The 16,499-nt window shown below is 69.2% G+C and carries 14 protein-coding genes and 1 pseudogene; 5 read left to right on the top strand and 10 right to left on the bottom strand.

Going from position 1 to position 16,499, the window contains the following annotated elements; translation table 11 throughout:
- Positions 1-214: 214 nt before the first annotated feature.
- Together E3T24_RS01280 and E3T24_RS01275 are read left to right on the top strand one after the other, a co-directional pair.
- The gene (locus E3T24_RS01280; RefSeq protein WP_134402978.1) at positions 215-1,081 is read left to right on the top strand and encodes an alpha/beta fold hydrolase; all 867 of its coding nucleotides are present in this window, start codon (positions 215-217) and stop codon (positions 1,079-1,081) included.
- 35 nt (positions 1,082-1,116) lie between these two features.
- Positions 1,117-2,166 (top strand): biotin/lipoate A/B protein ligase family protein, encoded by a 1,050-nt coding sequence (locus E3T24_RS01275; RefSeq protein WP_134402977.1) that lies wholly within the window; start codon positions 1,117-1,119, stop codon positions 2,164-2,166.
- Between the two features lie 31 nt (positions 2,167-2,197).
- On the opposite strand, the gene E3T24_RS01270 is transcribed toward E3T24_RS01275, so the two are convergent.
- Positions 2,198-2,518, bottom strand: a complete 321-nt coding sequence (locus E3T24_RS01270; RefSeq protein WP_134366936.1) for a GNAT family N-acetyltransferase — start codon at positions 2,516-2,518, stop codon at positions 2,198-2,200.
- 34 nt (positions 2,519-2,552) lie between these two features.
- Here E3T24_RS01270 and E3T24_RS01265 point away from each other — a divergent pair, with 34 nt between their 5' ends.
- Together E3T24_RS01265 and E3T24_RS01260 are read left to right on the top strand one after the other, a co-directional pair.
- Positions 2,553-3,491 (top strand): site-specific DNA-methyltransferase, encoded by a 939-nt coding sequence (locus E3T24_RS01265; protein ID WP_134366938.1) that lies wholly within the window; start codon positions 2,553-2,555, stop codon positions 3,489-3,491.
- Positions 3,488-4,414, top strand: a complete 927-nt coding sequence (locus E3T24_RS01260; protein WP_134406152.1) for an LLM class F420-dependent oxidoreductase — start codon at positions 3,488-3,490, stop codon at positions 4,412-4,414. Before E3T24_RS01265 ends, E3T24_RS01260 begins: the two co-directional genes overlap by 4 nt.
- 127 nt (positions 4,415-4,541) lie before the next feature.
- On the opposite strand, the gene E3T24_RS01255 is transcribed toward E3T24_RS01260, so the two are convergent.
- From E3T24_RS01255 to E3T24_RS01215, 8 genes and pseudogenes are all read right to left on the bottom strand, one after another.
- Complete coding sequence (locus E3T24_RS01255; protein ID WP_134434202.1) at positions 4,542-5,594, bottom strand: LacI family DNA-binding transcriptional regulator; 1,053 nt, start codon at positions 5,592-5,594, stop codon at positions 4,542-4,544.
- Positions 5,595-5,632: 38 nt separating this feature from the next.
- Complete coding sequence (locus tag E3T24_RS01250) at positions 5,633-7,048, bottom strand: GH1 family beta-glucosidase (RefSeq protein ID WP_166787213.1); 1,416 nt, start codon at positions 7,046-7,048, stop codon at positions 5,633-5,635.
- 41 nt (positions 7,049-7,089) lie between these two features.
- Positions 7,090-7,932: a carbohydrate ABC transporter permease gene (locus tag E3T24_RS01245; protein WP_134366946.1), complete on the bottom strand. Its 843-nt coding sequence runs from the start codon at positions 7,930-7,932 to the stop codon at positions 7,090-7,092.
- On the bottom strand, positions 7,929-8,918 hold the full coding sequence (locus E3T24_RS01240; RefSeq protein WP_134366948.1) for a sugar ABC transporter permease: 990 nt from the start codon (positions 8,916-8,918) through the stop codon (positions 7,929-7,931). The genes E3T24_RS01245 and E3T24_RS01240 overlap by 4 nt, the downstream gene beginning before the upstream one ends.
- 210 nt (positions 8,919-9,128) lie before the next feature.
- Positions 9,129-10,050 (bottom strand): annotated as a pseudogene (locus E3T24_RS01230) (ABC transporter substrate-binding protein).
- A gap of 209 nt (positions 10,051-10,259) precedes the next feature.
- Positions 10,260-10,940, bottom strand: a complete 681-nt coding sequence (locus tag E3T24_RS01225; RefSeq protein ID WP_134402974.1) for an NAD(P)H-binding protein — start codon at positions 10,938-10,940, stop codon at positions 10,260-10,262.
- Positions 10,941-10,968: 28 nt separating this feature from the next.
- Positions 10,969-11,781 (bottom strand): hypothetical protein, encoded by an 813-nt coding sequence (locus tag E3T24_RS01220; RefSeq protein ID WP_134434200.1) that lies wholly within the window; start codon positions 11,779-11,781, stop codon positions 10,969-10,971.
- On the bottom strand, positions 11,774-12,715 hold the full coding sequence (locus E3T24_RS01215; protein WP_134434199.1) for a hypothetical protein: 942 nt from the start codon (positions 12,713-12,715) through the stop codon (positions 11,774-11,776). Before E3T24_RS01215 ends, E3T24_RS01220 begins: the two co-directional genes overlap by 8 nt.
- 388 nt (positions 12,716-13,103) lie before the next feature.
- Between E3T24_RS01215 and E3T24_RS17145 the strand changes: the two genes are divergently transcribed.
- The gene (locus E3T24_RS17145; protein WP_166789148.1) at positions 13,104-14,552 is read left to right on the top strand and encodes a hypothetical protein; all 1,449 of its coding nucleotides are present in this window, start codon (positions 13,104-13,106) and stop codon (positions 14,550-14,552) included.
- 203 nt (positions 14,553-14,755) lie between these two features.
- Here the strand turns inward: E3T24_RS17145 and E3T24_RS01205 are convergent, their stop codons facing one another.
- The gene (locus tag E3T24_RS01205; protein WP_134367034.1) at positions 14,756-16,498 is read right to left on the bottom strand and encodes an MDR family MFS transporter; all 1,743 of its coding nucleotides are present in this window, start codon (positions 16,496-16,498) and stop codon (positions 14,756-14,758) included.
- Position 16,499: the final 1 nt, after the last annotated feature.

Below are 16,499 nucleotides of genomic sequence, written 5' to 3'. Positions count from 1 at the left end.
CGGGCGCGGGCGCAGCGGGCGCGGGCGCAGCGGGCGCGGGCGTCGCGGGCGTCGCGGGCGCAACCAGCGCGGTCGCGGTTGATGTCGGCAAAGATTCCATAGCTACCCACTCTAACCACTTAGCCTTGCTAAGTATTCCCAGCTTAGTTCAGGGCCGGCGGAAGATGATCAGGAATCAGCAGATGCGCAGGGAGACTCCTGTCAGACTGACCCCGTGCCTACCTACACGGATGACTTCGGCGTCTCGATCACCTACTTCGTCTGGGCCGTCGACCGGCCCCGGGCCGTCGTGCAGCTCGCCCACGGGGTCGGTGAGCACGCCCAGCGCTACACGGAGCTCGCCGCCCGGTTGAACGCGGCCGGGTACACCGTCTACGCCGACGACCACCGCGGCCATGGCCAGACGGGGGTGCACCAGCACGGCGGCGACCTGTCCCGGCTCGGCCGCCTGGGCCCGGGCGGGCTTCGGGCGACCGTCGCCGGCGTGCACCAGTTCAGTGGGATCATCCGCGCCGCCCACCCCGAGCTGCCCCTCGTGCTGCTCGGGCACAGCTGGGGGTCGTTCATGGCGCAGATGATCGTGAACGAGCACGCCGCCGACTACGACGCCGTCGTGCTCAGCGGCACCGCCTACCGGATGCCGGGCTACCTGGACGGCGGCGACCTGAACCGCCGGCACAAGAAACTGGGCACCACCGGGGTCGAGTGGCTCAGCCGCGACCCGCTGGTCGCCGAGGCCTTCCTTGCCGACCCGCTCACCACCAACACCCCGCTGGCGAAGCTGTTCGGGCTGCGCGACGCGGCCCGGCTGTTCGGCCGCCCGGCGAGGCAGCTGCCGGAAGACCTGCCGATGCTCATCCTGGTCGGCGGCGACGACACCGTCGGCGGCGAACGCAGCGCTCGCATGCTCGTGAAGGCCTACTCCGGGCGGTCGGGGCTGCGGGACATCCGTCTCATCGTCTACCCCGGCGCCCGGCACGAGATCTTCAACGAGACGAACCGGGACGAGGTCGTCGCCGACCTGGTCGGCTGGTTGAACGAACGGCTGCCCCTGCCCCGGGGCGCGGGCGGCGTTGATTAGGCGGATTGATTAGGAGGATTGATTAGGCTGGGCTCATGCACGGTGAATACAAGGTCCCAGGCGGCAAGCTCGTCGTCGTCGATCTCGACGTCGTCGAGAACACGATCGTCAACTTCCGGCTGGCCGGTGATTTCTTCCTCGAGCCCGACAGTGCGCTCGGCGACATCAACGCGGCGGTGAACGGCCTCGCCGCCGACAGCGACGCGGTCAGCATCGCCGCCGCCGTGCGCGCCGCCCTCCCGGCGCAGGCCACCCTGCTCGGCTTCTCGCCGGAGTCGGTGGCGGTGGCGATCCGCCGCTCCCTGGCCCAGGCCAGCGGCTGGCGGGACTACGAGTGGCAGCTGATCCACTCCAAGGCCGTCCCGCCGGTGATGCAGATGGCCCTCGACGAGGTGCTCGCGATCGAGGTCGGCGAGGGCCGGCGCAGCCCCACCCTCCGGATCTGGGAATGGACCGAGCCCGCCGTGGTGATCGGCAGCTTCCAGTCGCTGAAGAACGAGGTCGACCCGGTCCAGGCCACCAAGCACGGTTTCACCGTCGTGCGCCGGATCAGCGGCGGCGGCGCCATGTTCATGGAGGCCGGATCGGTGATCACCTACTCGATCTACGCGCCCACCGACCTGGTCCAGGGCATGACCTTCGCCGACTCCTACGCCTTCCTCGACGAGTGGGTGCTCACGGCGCTCCAGTCGCTCGGCATCGACGCGTACTACCAGCCGCTCAACGACATCACGAGCCCGAAGGGCAAGATCGGCGGGGCGGCGCAGAAACGCCTCGGCAGCGGCGCCGTGCTGCACCACGTCACCATGAGCTACGACATGGACGGCGAGAAGATGGTGCAGGTGCTGCGGATCGGCCGCGAGAAGCTCAGCGACAAGGGCATCACGAGCGCCGCCAAGCGGGTCGACCCGCTGCGCAGCCAGACCGGCCTCACCCGGGACGAGATCATCGATCGCATGAAGGAGACCTTCACCGGACTCTACGGCGCGGTGTCCGGGGACATCACCGAGGCGGAATACGCCCGGGCGAGGGAACTCGTGGAGACGAAGTTCGGCACCGAGGAATGGATCGGGCGCGTTCCCTAGGCCGGAGCCGCGGAAGCCGGAGCCGAGCCGGCTACCGGCCCCGCGTGAGCAGGTCCTGGTATTCGGCGTGCTTGTCGATCCAGCGCACGACGTAGGGGCAGACCGGCACGACGGTGAGCTCGGTGCGCGTGCGCACGTCGTCGAGCGCCTGTTCGACCAGGCGGCTCGCCAGATTCTCGCCGCGCCGGGCCGGGTCCACCTCGACGTGGGTGAACAGCACGTCGGGGCCCGTCACGGTGTAGTCGGCGAATCCGACGGTCTCCTCGTTGATGCGGAGCGAGTACCGGGACTGGGCCGGCTCGTGGCGGAACTCAACCCGGGTCGATTCGGTGGCCGTTGCGTCTGAAGTCATGTCCCAAGCCTAAGCCGCCTGACAGAATGAATGAATGCCAACCGCGTGGTCCCCGTCCTCCGCCAGCCGTGTCGTCCACGCGAACAACCTCGACGTTCTGCCGCGACTGCCCGACGAGGCCTTCACGCTCATCTACCTGGACCCGCCCTTCAACACGGGGCGCAAACAGAACCGGCAGAGCACGACCTCGGTGCGGTCGAGCGTCGCGGCGACGTCCGTGGCCCTCGGCGCGCGCGCGGCGGGCACCATCACCGGGTTCAAGGGGCAGCTCTACGAGCGCATCAAGGGTGACCTGCTCGGTTACGACGACCAGTTCGAGGACTACTGGGCCTTCCTCGAGCCGCGCCTGATCGAGGCCTGGCGCCTGCTTGCCGACGACGGCACGCTCTACCTGCACCTGGACTACCGGGAGGCGCACTACGCGAAGGTGCTGCTCGACGCGCTCTTCGGGCGGGACTGCTTCCTGAACGAGCTGATCTGGGCGTACGACTACGGCGCCAAGTCCAAGAACCGCTGGCCGACCAAGCACGACACGATCCTGGTCTACGTGAAGAATCCGGCGCGATACTACTTCGACTCCACCACGGTCGACCGTGAGCCGTACATGGCGCCCGGGCTGGTCACCCCGGAGAAGGTCGCGAAGGGCAAGCTGCCGACGGATGTCTGGTGGCACACGATCGTGTCGCCCACCGGCAAGGAGAAGACCGGGTATCCCACCCAGAAGCCCGTCGGCATCCTGCGGCGCATGATCCAGGCTTCCAGCCGCGAGGGGGACTGGGTGCTCGACTTCTTCGCCGGCAGCGGCACGACCGGCGCGGTCGCCGCGGCGCTCGGCCGCCGGTTCGTGCTCGTCGACCAGAACCCCGAGTCGATCCAGGTCATGCGCACCCGGTTCGCCCTGCTGCCGGAGGTGGAGTTCCTGCCTGACGGGGATTTCGCGGCTGACGGGGCCGAGACAAGACTGGGAGCATGAGACTCCGCATTTTCACCGAACCGCAGCAGGGCGCCTCCTACGACGACATCCTCGCCATCGCGCAGGCCGCGGAGAGCCTCGGCTTCGACGCGTTCTTCCGCTCCGACCACTATCTGGCGATGGGCGACACGGCCCCCGTTCTGCCCGGCCCGACGGATGCCTGGACCACCCTGGCCGGACTCGCCCGCGAGACGCAGCGCATCCGCCTGGGCACCCTGGTCTCCTCGGTGACCTACCGGCCGCCGGGGATCCTCGCCATCCAGGTGGCGCAGGTCGACCAGATGTCCGGCGGCCGGGTCGAACTGGGGCTCGGCACCGGCTGGTTCGAGCAGGAGCACCTCGCCTACGGCATCCCCTTCCCGGCCAGACGGTTCGGCATGCTGGAGGAACAGCTGGAGATCGTCACCGGGCTCTGGTCGACCCCCGTCGGCGGCAGCTACAGCTTCACCGGCGAGCACTACACCCTCGTCGACTCGCCCGCCCTGCCCAAGCCCGTTCAGGAGCGCATCCCCGTGATCGTCGGCGGCGGCGGCGCGAAGCGCACCCCCGCGATGGCGGCCCGTTTCGCCACCGAGTTCAACCTGCCGTTCCCCGAGTTCACGGATGTCCCCGGCAAGTTCGCCGGGGTGCGCGCGGCATGCGCGGCCATCGGCCGCGACCCCCGGGAGCTGGTCTACTCGGCCGCCCTGATCGCCGTCGCCGGCCGGGACGAGGCCGAGTTCGCGCGCCGGGCCGCGGCCGTGGGCCGTGAACCGGCCGAGCTCCGGGAGCACGGCGTGGCCGGCACCGCCTCCGAGGTCGTCGACCGGCTCGGGTTGCTCGCCGAGGACGGCGTCGAGTGCGTCTACCTGCAGATCATGGACCTGTCCGACCTCGAGCACCTGGACTTCATCGCCCGCGAGGTCATGCCCCAGCTCGCCTGACGCACCCTCGCCTGACGCCCCGCGCCCCGCGCCGCCCGTGCCCGCGAAAGTGCCCGTTCCGGTCGAGAGTGCCCGCTCGAGCGGGCACTCTCGACCGGAACGGGCACAGTGGGCGGACCTGAGTGGATCAGGCGGACTCGCGCAGCACCAGTCGGGTCGGCATGATGGTGCGGTGCGGCACGCTCTCGTCGTCGTCGTCGTCGTCGTCGTCGTCGTCGGCGAGGCGGCGCAGCAGGACGTCCGCCATCGCGAAACCCATCTCTTCAGACGGCTGGCTCACCGTGGTGAGCGGGACGGAGCCGCGCGTCGCCGCCGGGCTGTCGTCGAAGCCGACCACGGCCACGTCGCCGGGCACCGATCGGCCGTGCTCCCGCAGCACGTCCAGGGCGCCGGTGCCCATCAGGTCGCTCGCCACGAAGAGCCCGTCGATGTCGGGGCACCGTTCCAGGAGGCGACGGGTGGCCGCCGCGCCGCCCTGGACCGTGAAGTCGCCGTGCTCGACCGCATCCGTCGGGATCCCGGCCCGCTCGAGAGCACGCAGGAAACCGGTGAGCCGGTCGATGCCGGCCGGCATGTCGGCCGACCCGGTGACCGTGCCGATCCGGCGGCGGCCGAGGTCGACCAGGCGCTGGGTGCCGAGGTCCGCGCCGGCCGCGTTGTCGACGTCGACGAAGTACGCCTCCAGGTTGTCCGCGTTCGCCGGCCGGCCACCGAACACGACCGGCATCGTGGTCTCCAGTTCGGCCACGAAATCGTCGCCCGTGTGGTGCGAGATGATCAGGGCGCCGTCGACGTTGCCCGAGCGCAGATACCGCAGGGTCTTGTGCTGCGGGTCGCTCGACGCGACCAGCAGGTTGAGCGTGAAGTCACTCTGGTCGAGCCGGCGGGTGATGCCCTGCACGACCGCCGCGAAGTACGGGTCCCCGAAGAACCGCGTCATGTCCTCGGGCACGACCAGGGCCAGCGCCTGGGTCTGGCGGCTGGCGAGGGAGCGGGCCGCCCGGTTCGGAACGTAGTTGAGTTCCTCGACCGCCGTCGTGACCGCGGCGACGATCTCCGGGCCCACCCTGGTCGACCCGTTCACGACCCGGCTCACCGTGGCGCGGGAGACCCCGGCCACCTCCGCGACCATTTCCAGGGTGGGCTGCGGGGGACGCGTCTGGCGCACACTGGTTGTCATGGCGTCAGTCTATTCGCGCACCCCTCGCCGGCCCCGCCTCAGGAGAGCGCGCGGTCGCGGATGATCTCCGCGTAGGCGAGTCCACTGTCCTTCACGGTGCGTTTCTGCGTCTCGTAGTCGACCCGAACGATTCCGAAGCGCTTATCGTAGCCCCAGGCCCACTCGTAGTTGTCCATCAGCGACCAGTAGAAGTAGCCCTTGACACCGACCCCCTCATCGATGGCGTCGAGCACGGCGCCGAGGTGAGCCTTCAGGAACTCCGTGCGCCGGGGATCCGGCACGCTGCCGTCTGCGGCGACGACGTCGTCGAAGGCCGCGCCGTTCTCGGTCACGTAGAGGCTGGTGCCGGCCGGTGCGGCGTACTCGGTGTTCACGTGCACGAGCAGTTCGCGCAGGCCGTCGGGCTGCACTTCCCACTCCATCGCGGTCAGCGGCAGTCCCTGCGGGTGGTTGAAGACGCCGTCGGCGGCGGGGAACGCCGACCGGGTCGGTCGGCTCGTCGGGGCCTGGGCGAGCAACGGATGTTCGGCCGGGCGATCGCTGACCAGCTCGCCGTGGTAATAGTTCACGCCGAGGGTGTCGATCGGCTGGCTGATCTGGGCCAGGTCGCCGGCCTGGATGAAATCGGTCAGGCCGAACTGGGCGACGTCCTGGAGAACGTCCTCCGGGTAGGAGCCGCGGAAGATCGGGTCGAGGAACACCCGGTTGAACTGCCCGTCGATCCGGCGCGCCGCGTCGACATCGCCGGCGCGGGTGGGGTCGGCCGGCTTGGCGACGGTGAGGTTGAGCGTGATGCCGAGCTCGAGCTTCGGGTCGCGGTCGCGGAGCGCTTCGATGGTGAGGCCGTGGCCCAGCAGGAGGTGGTGGGCCGCGGCGAGGCCGTCGCGGGGACTCTGCCGGCCCGGGGCGTGCACACCTCCGGTGTAGCTGAGGAAGGAGGAGCACCACGGCTCGTTGAGGGTGGTCCACACGCCCACGCGGTCGCCGAGGGCGTCGTGCACGTTGAGGGCGTAGTCCCGGAACAGGGCGGCGGTGTCGCGGTTGGCCCAGCCGCCCTTCTCCTCGAGCGCCTGCGGCAGGTCCCAGTGGTAGAGGGTCAGCCACGGCTTGATCCCGGCGCCGAGCAGCTCGTCGACCAGGCGGGAGTAGAAATCGATCCCCTTCGGGTTGACCGGGCCGCCGTCGGGCTGCACGCGTGACCAGGAGGTGGAGAACCGGTAGGTCTGCAGTCCCAGGTCCTTCATCATCGCGACGTCGTCCCGGTAGCGGTGGTAGTGGTCGCAGGCCACATCGCCGTTTTCCGCGCCGAGCACGGCGCCGGGGACACGGCTGAACGCGTCCCAGATCGAGTCCGTGCGGCCGTCTTCGTGGGCGGCGCCCTCGATCTGGTACGCGGCCGTCGCCGCTCCGAAGAGGAACTCTGGCGGGAAGGAGCGTGCATCCGTTGTGGTCATAGCCTTATTCTCGGTCACGATCGGTGGCTGTTGGAGCATGGTCATCCCTTGACCGCCCCCTGCATGATGCCGGCGACGAGCTGTTTGCCCAGGAAGATGAAGACCAGGATTAGCGGGATGATCGACAAGACGACGCGGGCGAGCATGAGCGAGTAGTCCACGTAGAAGGCGGCCTGCAGCTGCTGTAGCGCCACGGGCAGCGTCGGGTTGCCCGGGCCCAGCACGATGAACGGCCAGAAGAAGTTCGTCCAGGTGCCGATGAACGTGAACAGGGCCAGCATGGCGGCGGCCGGGCGTGCGGCCGGGAGGCCGATGTGCCAGAAGCTGCGGATCATGGAGGCGCCGTCCATCCGCACGGCCTCGATCAGTTCGTCGGGCAGGGCGTCACGCAGGTACTGGGTCATCCAGAACACGCCGAACGCGGTGACCATCCCGGGCGCGATGACGGCCCAGAGGCTGCCGGTCCAGCCCAGCCGGGACATCACGATGAACAGGGGCACGATGCCCAGCTGCGTGGGAACGGCCATGGTCGCGATCACGAAGATGAGCAGCCCTTCCCGGCCGCGGAACTTGAGCTTGGCGAACGCGTAGCCGGCCAGCGTGGAGAACATGACGACGCTGATCGTCACCACGGAGGACACGATGATGCTGTTGCCGAGGGCGGTCCAGAACGGGATGCTGTCGATGACGGTCAGGGCGTTGGCGATGAAGTTGCCGCCGGGCAGCCACATCATGCCGTTCTGGTTCAGGGCGGAGGCGTCCTGGCTGCCGATCAGGAACGACCACCAGATCGGGAAGGCGGAACCGAGGAGAACGGCGATCAGGATGCCGTAGACCCAGATCGAGGGGCGACGGTCGTGGCCGCCGATGATGGTCTTGCTCATTTCATGCCTTTCGCGCGTGCGCGCGGCTTGCGGACAGCGGTGCCCGCGATGCGCCGGGTGATGAGGAAGTTGGCCACGGCGATCACGATGATGATCAGGAAGAGCAGCCAGGCCACGGCGGATGCCCGACCGAAGTTGCGCTGGTTCCAGCCGAGTTCGTAGATGTACAGGGTGAGCGTCTGCCACTGGCGACTGGCCCCGCCCTGGCCCACATTGTCGAACATGCGCGCCTCGTCGAAGATCTGCAGCCCGCCGATCGTGGAGGTCAGGATGACGAAGATGATGATCGGGCGCAGCAGCGGCAGGGTGATCGACAAGAAGGTGGGCCAGCGGTTGGCGCCGTCGATGATGGCGGCCTCGTAGAAGTCGCGCGGCACGGCCTGCATGGCGGCCAGGAAGATGAGGGCGTTGTAGCCGGTCCAGCGGAAGTTCACCATCGTGGCGATGGCGATGTGGCTGGGGATCACGTCGACGTGCCAGCGGATGGGCTCGAGCCCGAGGCTCATGATCCCGCTGTTGATGAGGCCGAACTTGTCACCGAAGAGGTCGTTGAAGATCAGCGCGACCGCGACCGGGGCCACGACGTAGGGCAGGAGCACGCCCATGCGCCAGAAGGTCTTGCCGCGCAGGTTGAAGTCGAGCACGGCGGCGATGCCGAGCGCGACCAGCACCTGGGGAATGCTCGAGAGCAGAAAGATGCTGAACGTGTTGCGGAGGGAGTTCCAGAAGTACCCCTGGCTCAGCACGGTGACGAAGTTCTCCAGGCCGACGAAGTCGCCCTGGCCGCCGATCAGGTTCCAGTCGTGCACCGACACCCACGCCGTGTAGAGCAGCGGGAAGAGGCCCATGACCCCGAAGACGAGGAAGAAGGGGGAGATGTAGAGGTTGGGCGAGAAGCGCACATCCCACCGGCTCAGTTTGTGGCTGAGGGCGATGCGGCGGATGCTGCGGGCGTTCACCTCGATGGCGACGGCGGGGGTAGTCATGAACAGTCCTTGCTAGTCAGTGGTCGAGCTTGTCGAGACCCGGTGGCCCTGCCGGCCCTGCCGGCCCTGCCGGCCCTGCCGGCCCTGCCGGCCCTGCCGGCCCTGCCGGCCCTGCCGGCCCTGCCGGCCCTGCCGGCCCTGCCGGTCGAGACCGGGGGCCGGGCCTGTCGAGAACTGATCTCGGCAGGCCCGGCCGGCGGATTGTGCTGGTTAGCCGAGCGCCTTGACGTCGGTGACCCACTGTGCCCACGACTCGTCGGCGGTCATCGTGCCGTCTTCGACCCGGGTGAGCGCCTGCTGCATGGCGTCGTTGATGGCGAAGTAGGACTCGCCCTTGAAAGGCGTCACCGTTGCCGGAGATCACGCCGAGCATCCAGCCCGGGCAGAGCATCGTGGCGAAGCCGTTGTTCTGGAAGCTGGCGGTCCAGTCGTCGCTCCACTGACCGAGATGTGCGGACTGCGTGCTGCTGGCCTTGAGGACGCTGGTGTAGGCCGCCTTCACCTCCGGGTTCTCGGTGGCGATGATGGAGCCGTCTTTTTACTCATACGGGTTGGGGATCTGGTTGATGACGCCCTGCCAGGTGGCTCCGGCCGAGTCGAACCACGGCACGTTCGTGCCGGCAGCGGCGAACTTGTCGCCGGCTGCGTAGTAGCTGTCCCAGCTGTCGCCGAGGAGCGCGGCGACCTCGGCGCGGTCGGTCGGGAGACCGGCGGCGGCGAACAGGTCGGAGCGGTAGCAGACGGCCTCCGGGCCGATGTCGGTTCCGTACGCGATCAGGCGACCGTCGGCATCCGTGGCGGCCTTGGTCTTCCAGTCCAGCCAGCGGTCCTTGACCTCGTCGCTGGTGAGGTCGACGAACTGGTCGGAGTACTGGAGCAGTTCGGGCAGCCAGTCGACCTCGATGGCCTCGACGTCGCTCAGGCCGCTGCCTGCGGCGAGGCGGGTGGTGAGGTTGTCGCGGGCCTCATTGGTGGTGGCGGCCTTCTTGTGCGTGATCGTGACGGTCGGATTCGCTTTTTCGTACTCGGCGAACAGGTCCTCGTAGCCGAATTCGTTGAACGTGGCGACGGTCAGTTTGACGTTCTTGTCGTTCGACTGCTCTGCGCCGGTGCCGGCTGAACAGCCGGACATGACCAGTGCGAAGGATGCTGCGCCGGCGACTGTAACTGCAAGTGAGCTGCGCGGAAAACGCTTCAGGGTCACTCCCTTGTGTGCGTGCTGATGGATGGATGCGAGTTCGCTCTCAGCTGTGCTGTGAGAGCGCTCTCACGAATTGTCGGAGGCAACAAAAAGCCCCTGCAGTCCGGATGCCGGGCTGCAGGGGCGCGTGCGGCTCCGGGTCAGGCGAAGGTCGCCACGGCGGCGGCCACCGGCACGGCGCCGTTCAGCAGGTGCAGCGTCTCGCGCTCGCCGTCTCCGGTGCGGATCAGCTCCGCCAGCACGGCGGCGACGTCGCCCCGGGGGACCGTGCCGCGCGGTTCGGTGAAGCCCTGCCCGGTGCGGGCGAGGTGGACCAGGCCGGTGCCGGCGTCATCCGTCAGCCCGCCGGGGCGGACGATGGTCCAGGAGAGGGTGCGGCGCGTCAGGTCCTCCTCGGCGGCCAGCTTGGCCTGGAGGTAGGAGAGGAAGTCTGCCGGCACCTCGGCGGGCCGGGCGCCGTTCCGCACCGAATCCACGCCGGTCGAGGAAATCTGCACGATCCGGGCAACGCCGGCGGCCTCGGCCGCGTCGGCCAGGAGCACGGATCCACCCAGGTCGACGGCCTTCCGGCGCTCGTCGCTGCCGCCCGCTCCGGCGCCCGCCGCGAAGACCGCCACGTCGGCGCCGGTCAGGTAATGAGCGACGTCGGCAGCCGAGGACCGCTCGAGGTCGATCACGACCGGGACGGCCCCGTCGGCGACCAGATCTGCCCGGTACTCATCCTTCCGGATCAGCCCGACGACCTCGTGGCCGCCCTTCGCGAGCTCCCGAGTCAGCTGACGAGCGATTTTTCCGTGTCCACCTGCAATGACAATGCGCATCTTCAAGACAACGGAACAGCCGCTCTGATCATTCCCGCGGCACGGTCACCGTGAGTGAGCGCACCAGACCCTCCCGGCGGAAAATGCCGGCGCTGAGGTCCGCGCCCAGCACGCCGTCGGCCCCGACCACCCGCGTGTCGTCGTCCAGGTGCGCGATCACCTCGAGCGGCCCGCACCGGCGCACCAGTACCGGCACCTGGCAGAACGTGAACGCGAACGCGTCCGCGGGCAGCTCGATCGTGCACGGGCGGCCGAGGACATCCCGGTAGTCGAACGTGCCGGTCTCGGTCGTCCACTCGTCGGCCCGGAGCAGGGTGGGCCGCAGGCGGATACGACCGTCCTCGACCCGCAGACCCAGCTCGCCGAGGCGGGTGAGCACCTCTTCTTTGACCTGCCCGGTCATCCCCGGCTGCCGGGCCCCCTGGCCCGCCGGGGTGTGCAAGTACGGGTCGGTCGGGAACGCGCCGTACGTCGCCGGGTCCTTGCAGTAGCCGAGGCCCGCCCGCACGTCCTCGTAGCCCTCGGCCAGGCCACGGATCGTGGCGTCGTCCGCCCCCTCGGCAACCGCGCGCTCGAGCGTCTCCTGCACCGCGAGCAGCAGCTTCGACACCATGTGCCAGTAGATGCTGCCGAGCCCCTCGTAGGCGAAGAAGCTGCCCGAGCGCCCCGTGAACTCCGCGTGCCGGAACACCTCCTCGAAGATCGAGAGCAGCTCGGCGCGGCCCCGCTCGACGCCGGGGCGCAGCTCCGGGTCCAGGCTGAGCCGGTCCAATTCCCGGGCCACGCCCCCGGCGTTTCGGATGCCCGCGGCGAAGTGCAGGTCACCCTGCAGGTCACGCACGAGGATACTGTGGTCCCCGGCCCGGACGAGCTCGCCGACCAGGGGGCAGGCGTCGGCCCGCTCGGCGCTGAACGTGTTGCGCGCGAGGAAGGAGGGCAGGTCCTTGTCCGGATACAGGATGTAGCTGTGCTGGTCGGCCCGATAGAGCCGGCTCGTGCGGAGAGCCCCGAGCGGGGGCCAGCGACTCCTCCGCTCCGAGCATCCCGGAGGAGAGGATGGCCACCTGGCCCTCCAGCATCTCCGCCAGCCGCCGCACCTCGGCGCCGTCGGCGCTGAGGTCCAGCACGTTGTACGAGTGAACGAGGCCGTCGCTGCGCCGGTTGGCCCGAAGGCCGGATTCGACGAAGAGCCGGGCCAGGTCGAGCAGCGCGGTGACGTCGCCCGCGGCGACCGTCCACAAGTCGCCGCCGAACCCGGCGTACACCCGCTCGCGGTAGGCGGTGCCGGCAACGCCCAGGCCGTCCATGACGGCCTGGCGGCGTTCGGGGCCGAACCCGCCGGCCAGGGCATCCGTGTGCCGGAGGAGTACGTCGCTCACCGCGGTCAGCAGTGCGGCGAGTTCGCTGCTCAGCTCCACGTCGACGGTCAGGAGGCCCTGCAGGAGGACCAGGTAGCGGCGGAGGTAGGCGAGGGTGACGACCGACAGGCCCCGGCCCCCCAGGGCGTTGTTGGCGTCGTTCCACTCCGGGCGCTGGGTGGTCATCCAGATGCCGCCGTCGGGCACCAGGTTGACCAGCTTCGCAAGCAGGAGCAGCAGCAGTTTCTCGGCCAGGGTGACCCGCACCAGGTCGCCGTCGGCGCCGTGCACGAGCCGGCCGTCCGCGCCCTCGGCGGCGACCCGCTCGAGGATCAGGCCGTGCCGCTCGTGATCGAAGGTGATGGTTTTGTACGGGTCCGTGAGGATGTCCGCATACGGCGCGATCCGGTACGGCACGTCCGCATGGGTGAAGGCCCGCCGGTTGACAAGCGGGTCGAGGCGCCCGGGGGTGGAAGCGCCGGGACGTTTCGAGCAGCTTGAGCAGGTAGACGATCTGGTGGTCGCTCCAGTAGCCGATGTTGGACCACGGGTCCTCGGGCTCGGGAACCTCCCAGTCGATCCCGGCCCGGGAGATCCGGTACGGGTTGTAGCCGTCGGCGGTCGTCGCGTCGAGAAAAATGGTGACCATCGACTCGGCGTACTCGGCGTACTCGGGGAAGGACCAGGCCAGCGCCTCCCAGTTCTGGAAGATGTCGCTCCAGTTGCCCTGGTATTCCAGGCGGCGGGCACCGGACTCGTCGGTCAGGGCGATCCGGAACTGGTTCCAGGGCCGGCTCGAGTCTCCGTGTCGTCGGCTGAACGTGAGCGGCAGGTACTCCATGCAGAGGCGCCACAGGTCGACGTCGCCGGTTTCCTCCGCGACCTGGATGAGCTCGTCGGCCCGCAGGCGCTCCGGCAGCGCCGCCAGCACCTGGGCCCAGCGACTGGCGGATGCCCGGCTCCGCTCCGCGATGAACTCCCGCACATCGTGCGCCTCGACCGTGTAGCCCTCGGCCGGGACGCCGCCGCGCATCGTGTTGAAGAGCACGTTGGCGGTGTGGTGGATCGTCGCGAGTTCGTCGCCGGTGTGCTGGGCGGCGTCGGTGGCCGCGAGGATGCCCTCCAGGTCCGACCGGGTGCGCACGACGTCCGCCGCCAGCTCCGCGGCGAGGGCGTCCGGGTCGCGGAGCCGTTCGCGCAGGCCGACCACGTCCGCCGCGTCCTGGTCGACGTCGGCGACGACCTGCCAGCGCCGTTCGGCCCCGGCCGGCAGGGTGATCCGGGCGTGGACCAGGTAGGCGCCGCGCCGGCCGCGGACATCCGTCTCGCCGGCGATGCCCCGGCCCCGGGCGAATGCGGGGACCTGGTTGACCGAGAGCAGGTGCTCCTCCGCGCCCAGCCCGATCTGCCAGGCGACGTTGGCCTGCAGGGACTCGCTGGGTTCCGCGAGGTCGGTGAGGGTCGCGTTGAGCGTCAGCAGCCCGAGGCCCGTCCCGGGGTCGAGTTCGGACCGCTTGTAGGCGTCGAGGAGCACGCTCAGTTCGTTCTGCGTCTTCACCCCCGCGCCGGCGGGGAGGATGTTCACCAGGCCGTCGATCAGGTCGACCTCGCGCGGCTCGTCGTCGGAGAGGGAGGTCAGGGCGCAGCTGCGCACGACGCCGAACCGGGCGCTGGTCTGCCAGGTCACGCGCAGGCGCAGGGCCAGGTCCGGACGCGACTCCTCGAACACCAGGGTCGTCCCGAGGCTGTCCTTGTAGAGCGTGCGGGCCGCGGCGGGGTCGCCGGGGCGCAACTCAGCGAACGGCTGCCAGTGGGCCATCGTCCCGTCGGGGAGCCGCACGCGAAGCACGCTCAGCCCGCCCGTTCGGTCGACGCTCTCGGTGATTTTGTCCTCCGTGTAGTACGGGAAGAGGGCGTGCTCGGCATCCACCCGGCCCGCCGTCAGCCCGCCGGCGCTGGAGATGAAGAGCCAGACGTCGCTGTCCCCGACGAGGGTCATGAAGAACGGCGGCATCTGGTCGTAGGCCGTGATCCGGTAGAACCGGCGGCCATCCAGGTCGACCGGAGCGCCGGTGACGGTGCCGTCGGTGCTGTCGGCGTCGGTGCCGGGGTGGTCGGTGCCGGGGTGGTCGCCGTGGTCGGCGCCCTCGGTGTCGCGGGGCGCGGTCGCGTCCCAGTCGGCCTGCGGGGCCAGGGTCTCGAGGGGCATGCGAACCTCCGGTGGAGTCAACCCGGCGGATGCTCCGGCCGGTGAGGCCTCCATCCTCTCCCTCATGAGAGCGCTCTCACGACTCCCGCCGTCCAGTAGTTTCCGCGGCACTGTGCCGCCCCTGCCGTCTGGCCCCGCCCAAACCCCCGGCGCCCCGAGCGAATTCGACGGAGATTCTGCTGAAAACAGGCGTTTTTGGCCCGAAACGACCTTGTGGGAGCAAAATCTCCGTCGAATTGGTGAGGACGCTAGCGGGGCTTCGGGCGCGACTCTCGCTCGAACTCGTCGACGTCGATCCCGGGCTCGACGAGGGCGCCCATCGTGTCGGCGGCGCGCTGGGCATCGCGGGTCAGTTCGGCGAGTTCCGCCAGTTCGGCGGCATTCTCGTCCGCTGCCTCCTGCAGGGCCGACGACGTGCGCAGCGGCGGAGCCTTGAGGAAGAAGCTGAGCACGAAAGCGGTCAGCACCACCGCCAGGCTCACCCAGAAGACCGTGACGGCGGCGTCGTTGAACCCGACCAGGAACGGCTCCGCGAGCCGCGGGTCGGCCGTGTTCAGGAACGAGGTGTCGCCGTCGAGTGCGCCGCCGACGCCGCCCGGGTTGCCCAGAAGCTTCAGGATGCCGGCGTTCGCCGGGTCGGCCTGCACAGCGGGGTCCGTCGCCGCGGCCTTGACCCCGGCGACCAGGGTCGGGTTGCCGAACGCCGCACCGAGCGTGTCGGGGATCCGCGTGAACAGTACGGAGAACAGCACGGCGGTGCCGAGCGTGCCACCGATCTGGCGGAAGAAGGTCGAGGCCGAGGTGGCCACGCCGATGTCCCGCGGGCCGACCGAGTTCTGGCTGGCGATCGTGAGCGTCTGCATCAGCTGGCCGAGGCCCAGTCCGATCAGGAGCATCCCGGCCATCATGAACACCACCGGCTTGTCGGCGGTGGCGAACGTGAAGAGCAGGAAACCGGCCGACATGAAGGCGGTGCCGATCGTGGGGAACATCTTGTAGCGCCCGGTGCGGGCGATCAGCTGGCCGCTGACGATGGAGGAGATCATCAGCCCGGCGATCATCGGCAGCATCAGGAAGCCGCTCTCCGTGGGAGTGGCCCCGTTGACGAGCTGCAGGTACAGCGGCACGGTCATCATCGCGCCGAACATGCCGAACCCGACGAAGACGCCGAGCACGGTGGCCATCGAGAAGGTCGCGGACTTGAACAGCTTCAGCGGGATGAGCGCGTCGTCGCCCATCATCCGTTCGGCCAGGATGAAGGCCGCGATGCTGAGCGTGCCGATCACATAACAGGCGATCGAGGCGGGCGAGCCCCAGCCCCAGGTGCGGCCCTGCTCGGCCACGAGCAGCAGGGGAGCGGCCGCGAGGATCACGGTCACCGCGCCCCACCAGTCGATGCGCACGGGGCGCGCGAAGTGGGGGACGTGCAGGAACTTGAGCACGATGAAGAGGGCGATGACGCCGATCGGGAGGTTGATCAGGAAGACCCAGCGCCAGCCGGTGATGCCGAGGATGGTCTCCGAGCCCGACAGGACGCCGCCGATGAGTGGGCCGATCACGCTGGAGACACCGAAGACGGCCAGGAAGTAGCCCTGGTACTTTGCGCGCTCGCGGGGAGCGAGCATGTCGCCCATGATCGTGAGCGGGAGGGCCATCAGGCCACCGGCGCCGAGGCCCTGGATGGCGCGGAAGACGGCGAGTTCGTACATCGAGTTCGCCATGCCGGCCAGCAGCGAGCCGATCAGGAAGATCGTGATCGCGATCAGGAACAGCGGGCGGCGGCCGAAAATGTCGCTGAGTTTGCCGTAGATCGGCGTGCTGATGCAGGACACAATGAGGTACGCGGTCGTCACCCAGGCCTGGAGTGCCATGCCGTCGAGGTCGTCGGCGATGGTGCGCATCGACGTTCCCACGATGGTCTGGTCGAGGGCGGAGAGGAACATCCCGGCCATCAGGCCGAAGATGACGAAGAGGATCTGCCGGTGAGACATC

Origin of the sequence: Cryobacterium sp. TmT2-59 (genome assembly GCF_004403545.1) — a bacterium.
Classification (GTDB): Bacteria; Actinomycetota; Actinomycetes; order Actinomycetales; family Microbacteriaceae; genus Cryobacterium; species Cryobacterium shii.
This window is presented reverse-complemented; position numbering and strand designations above follow the sequence as displayed.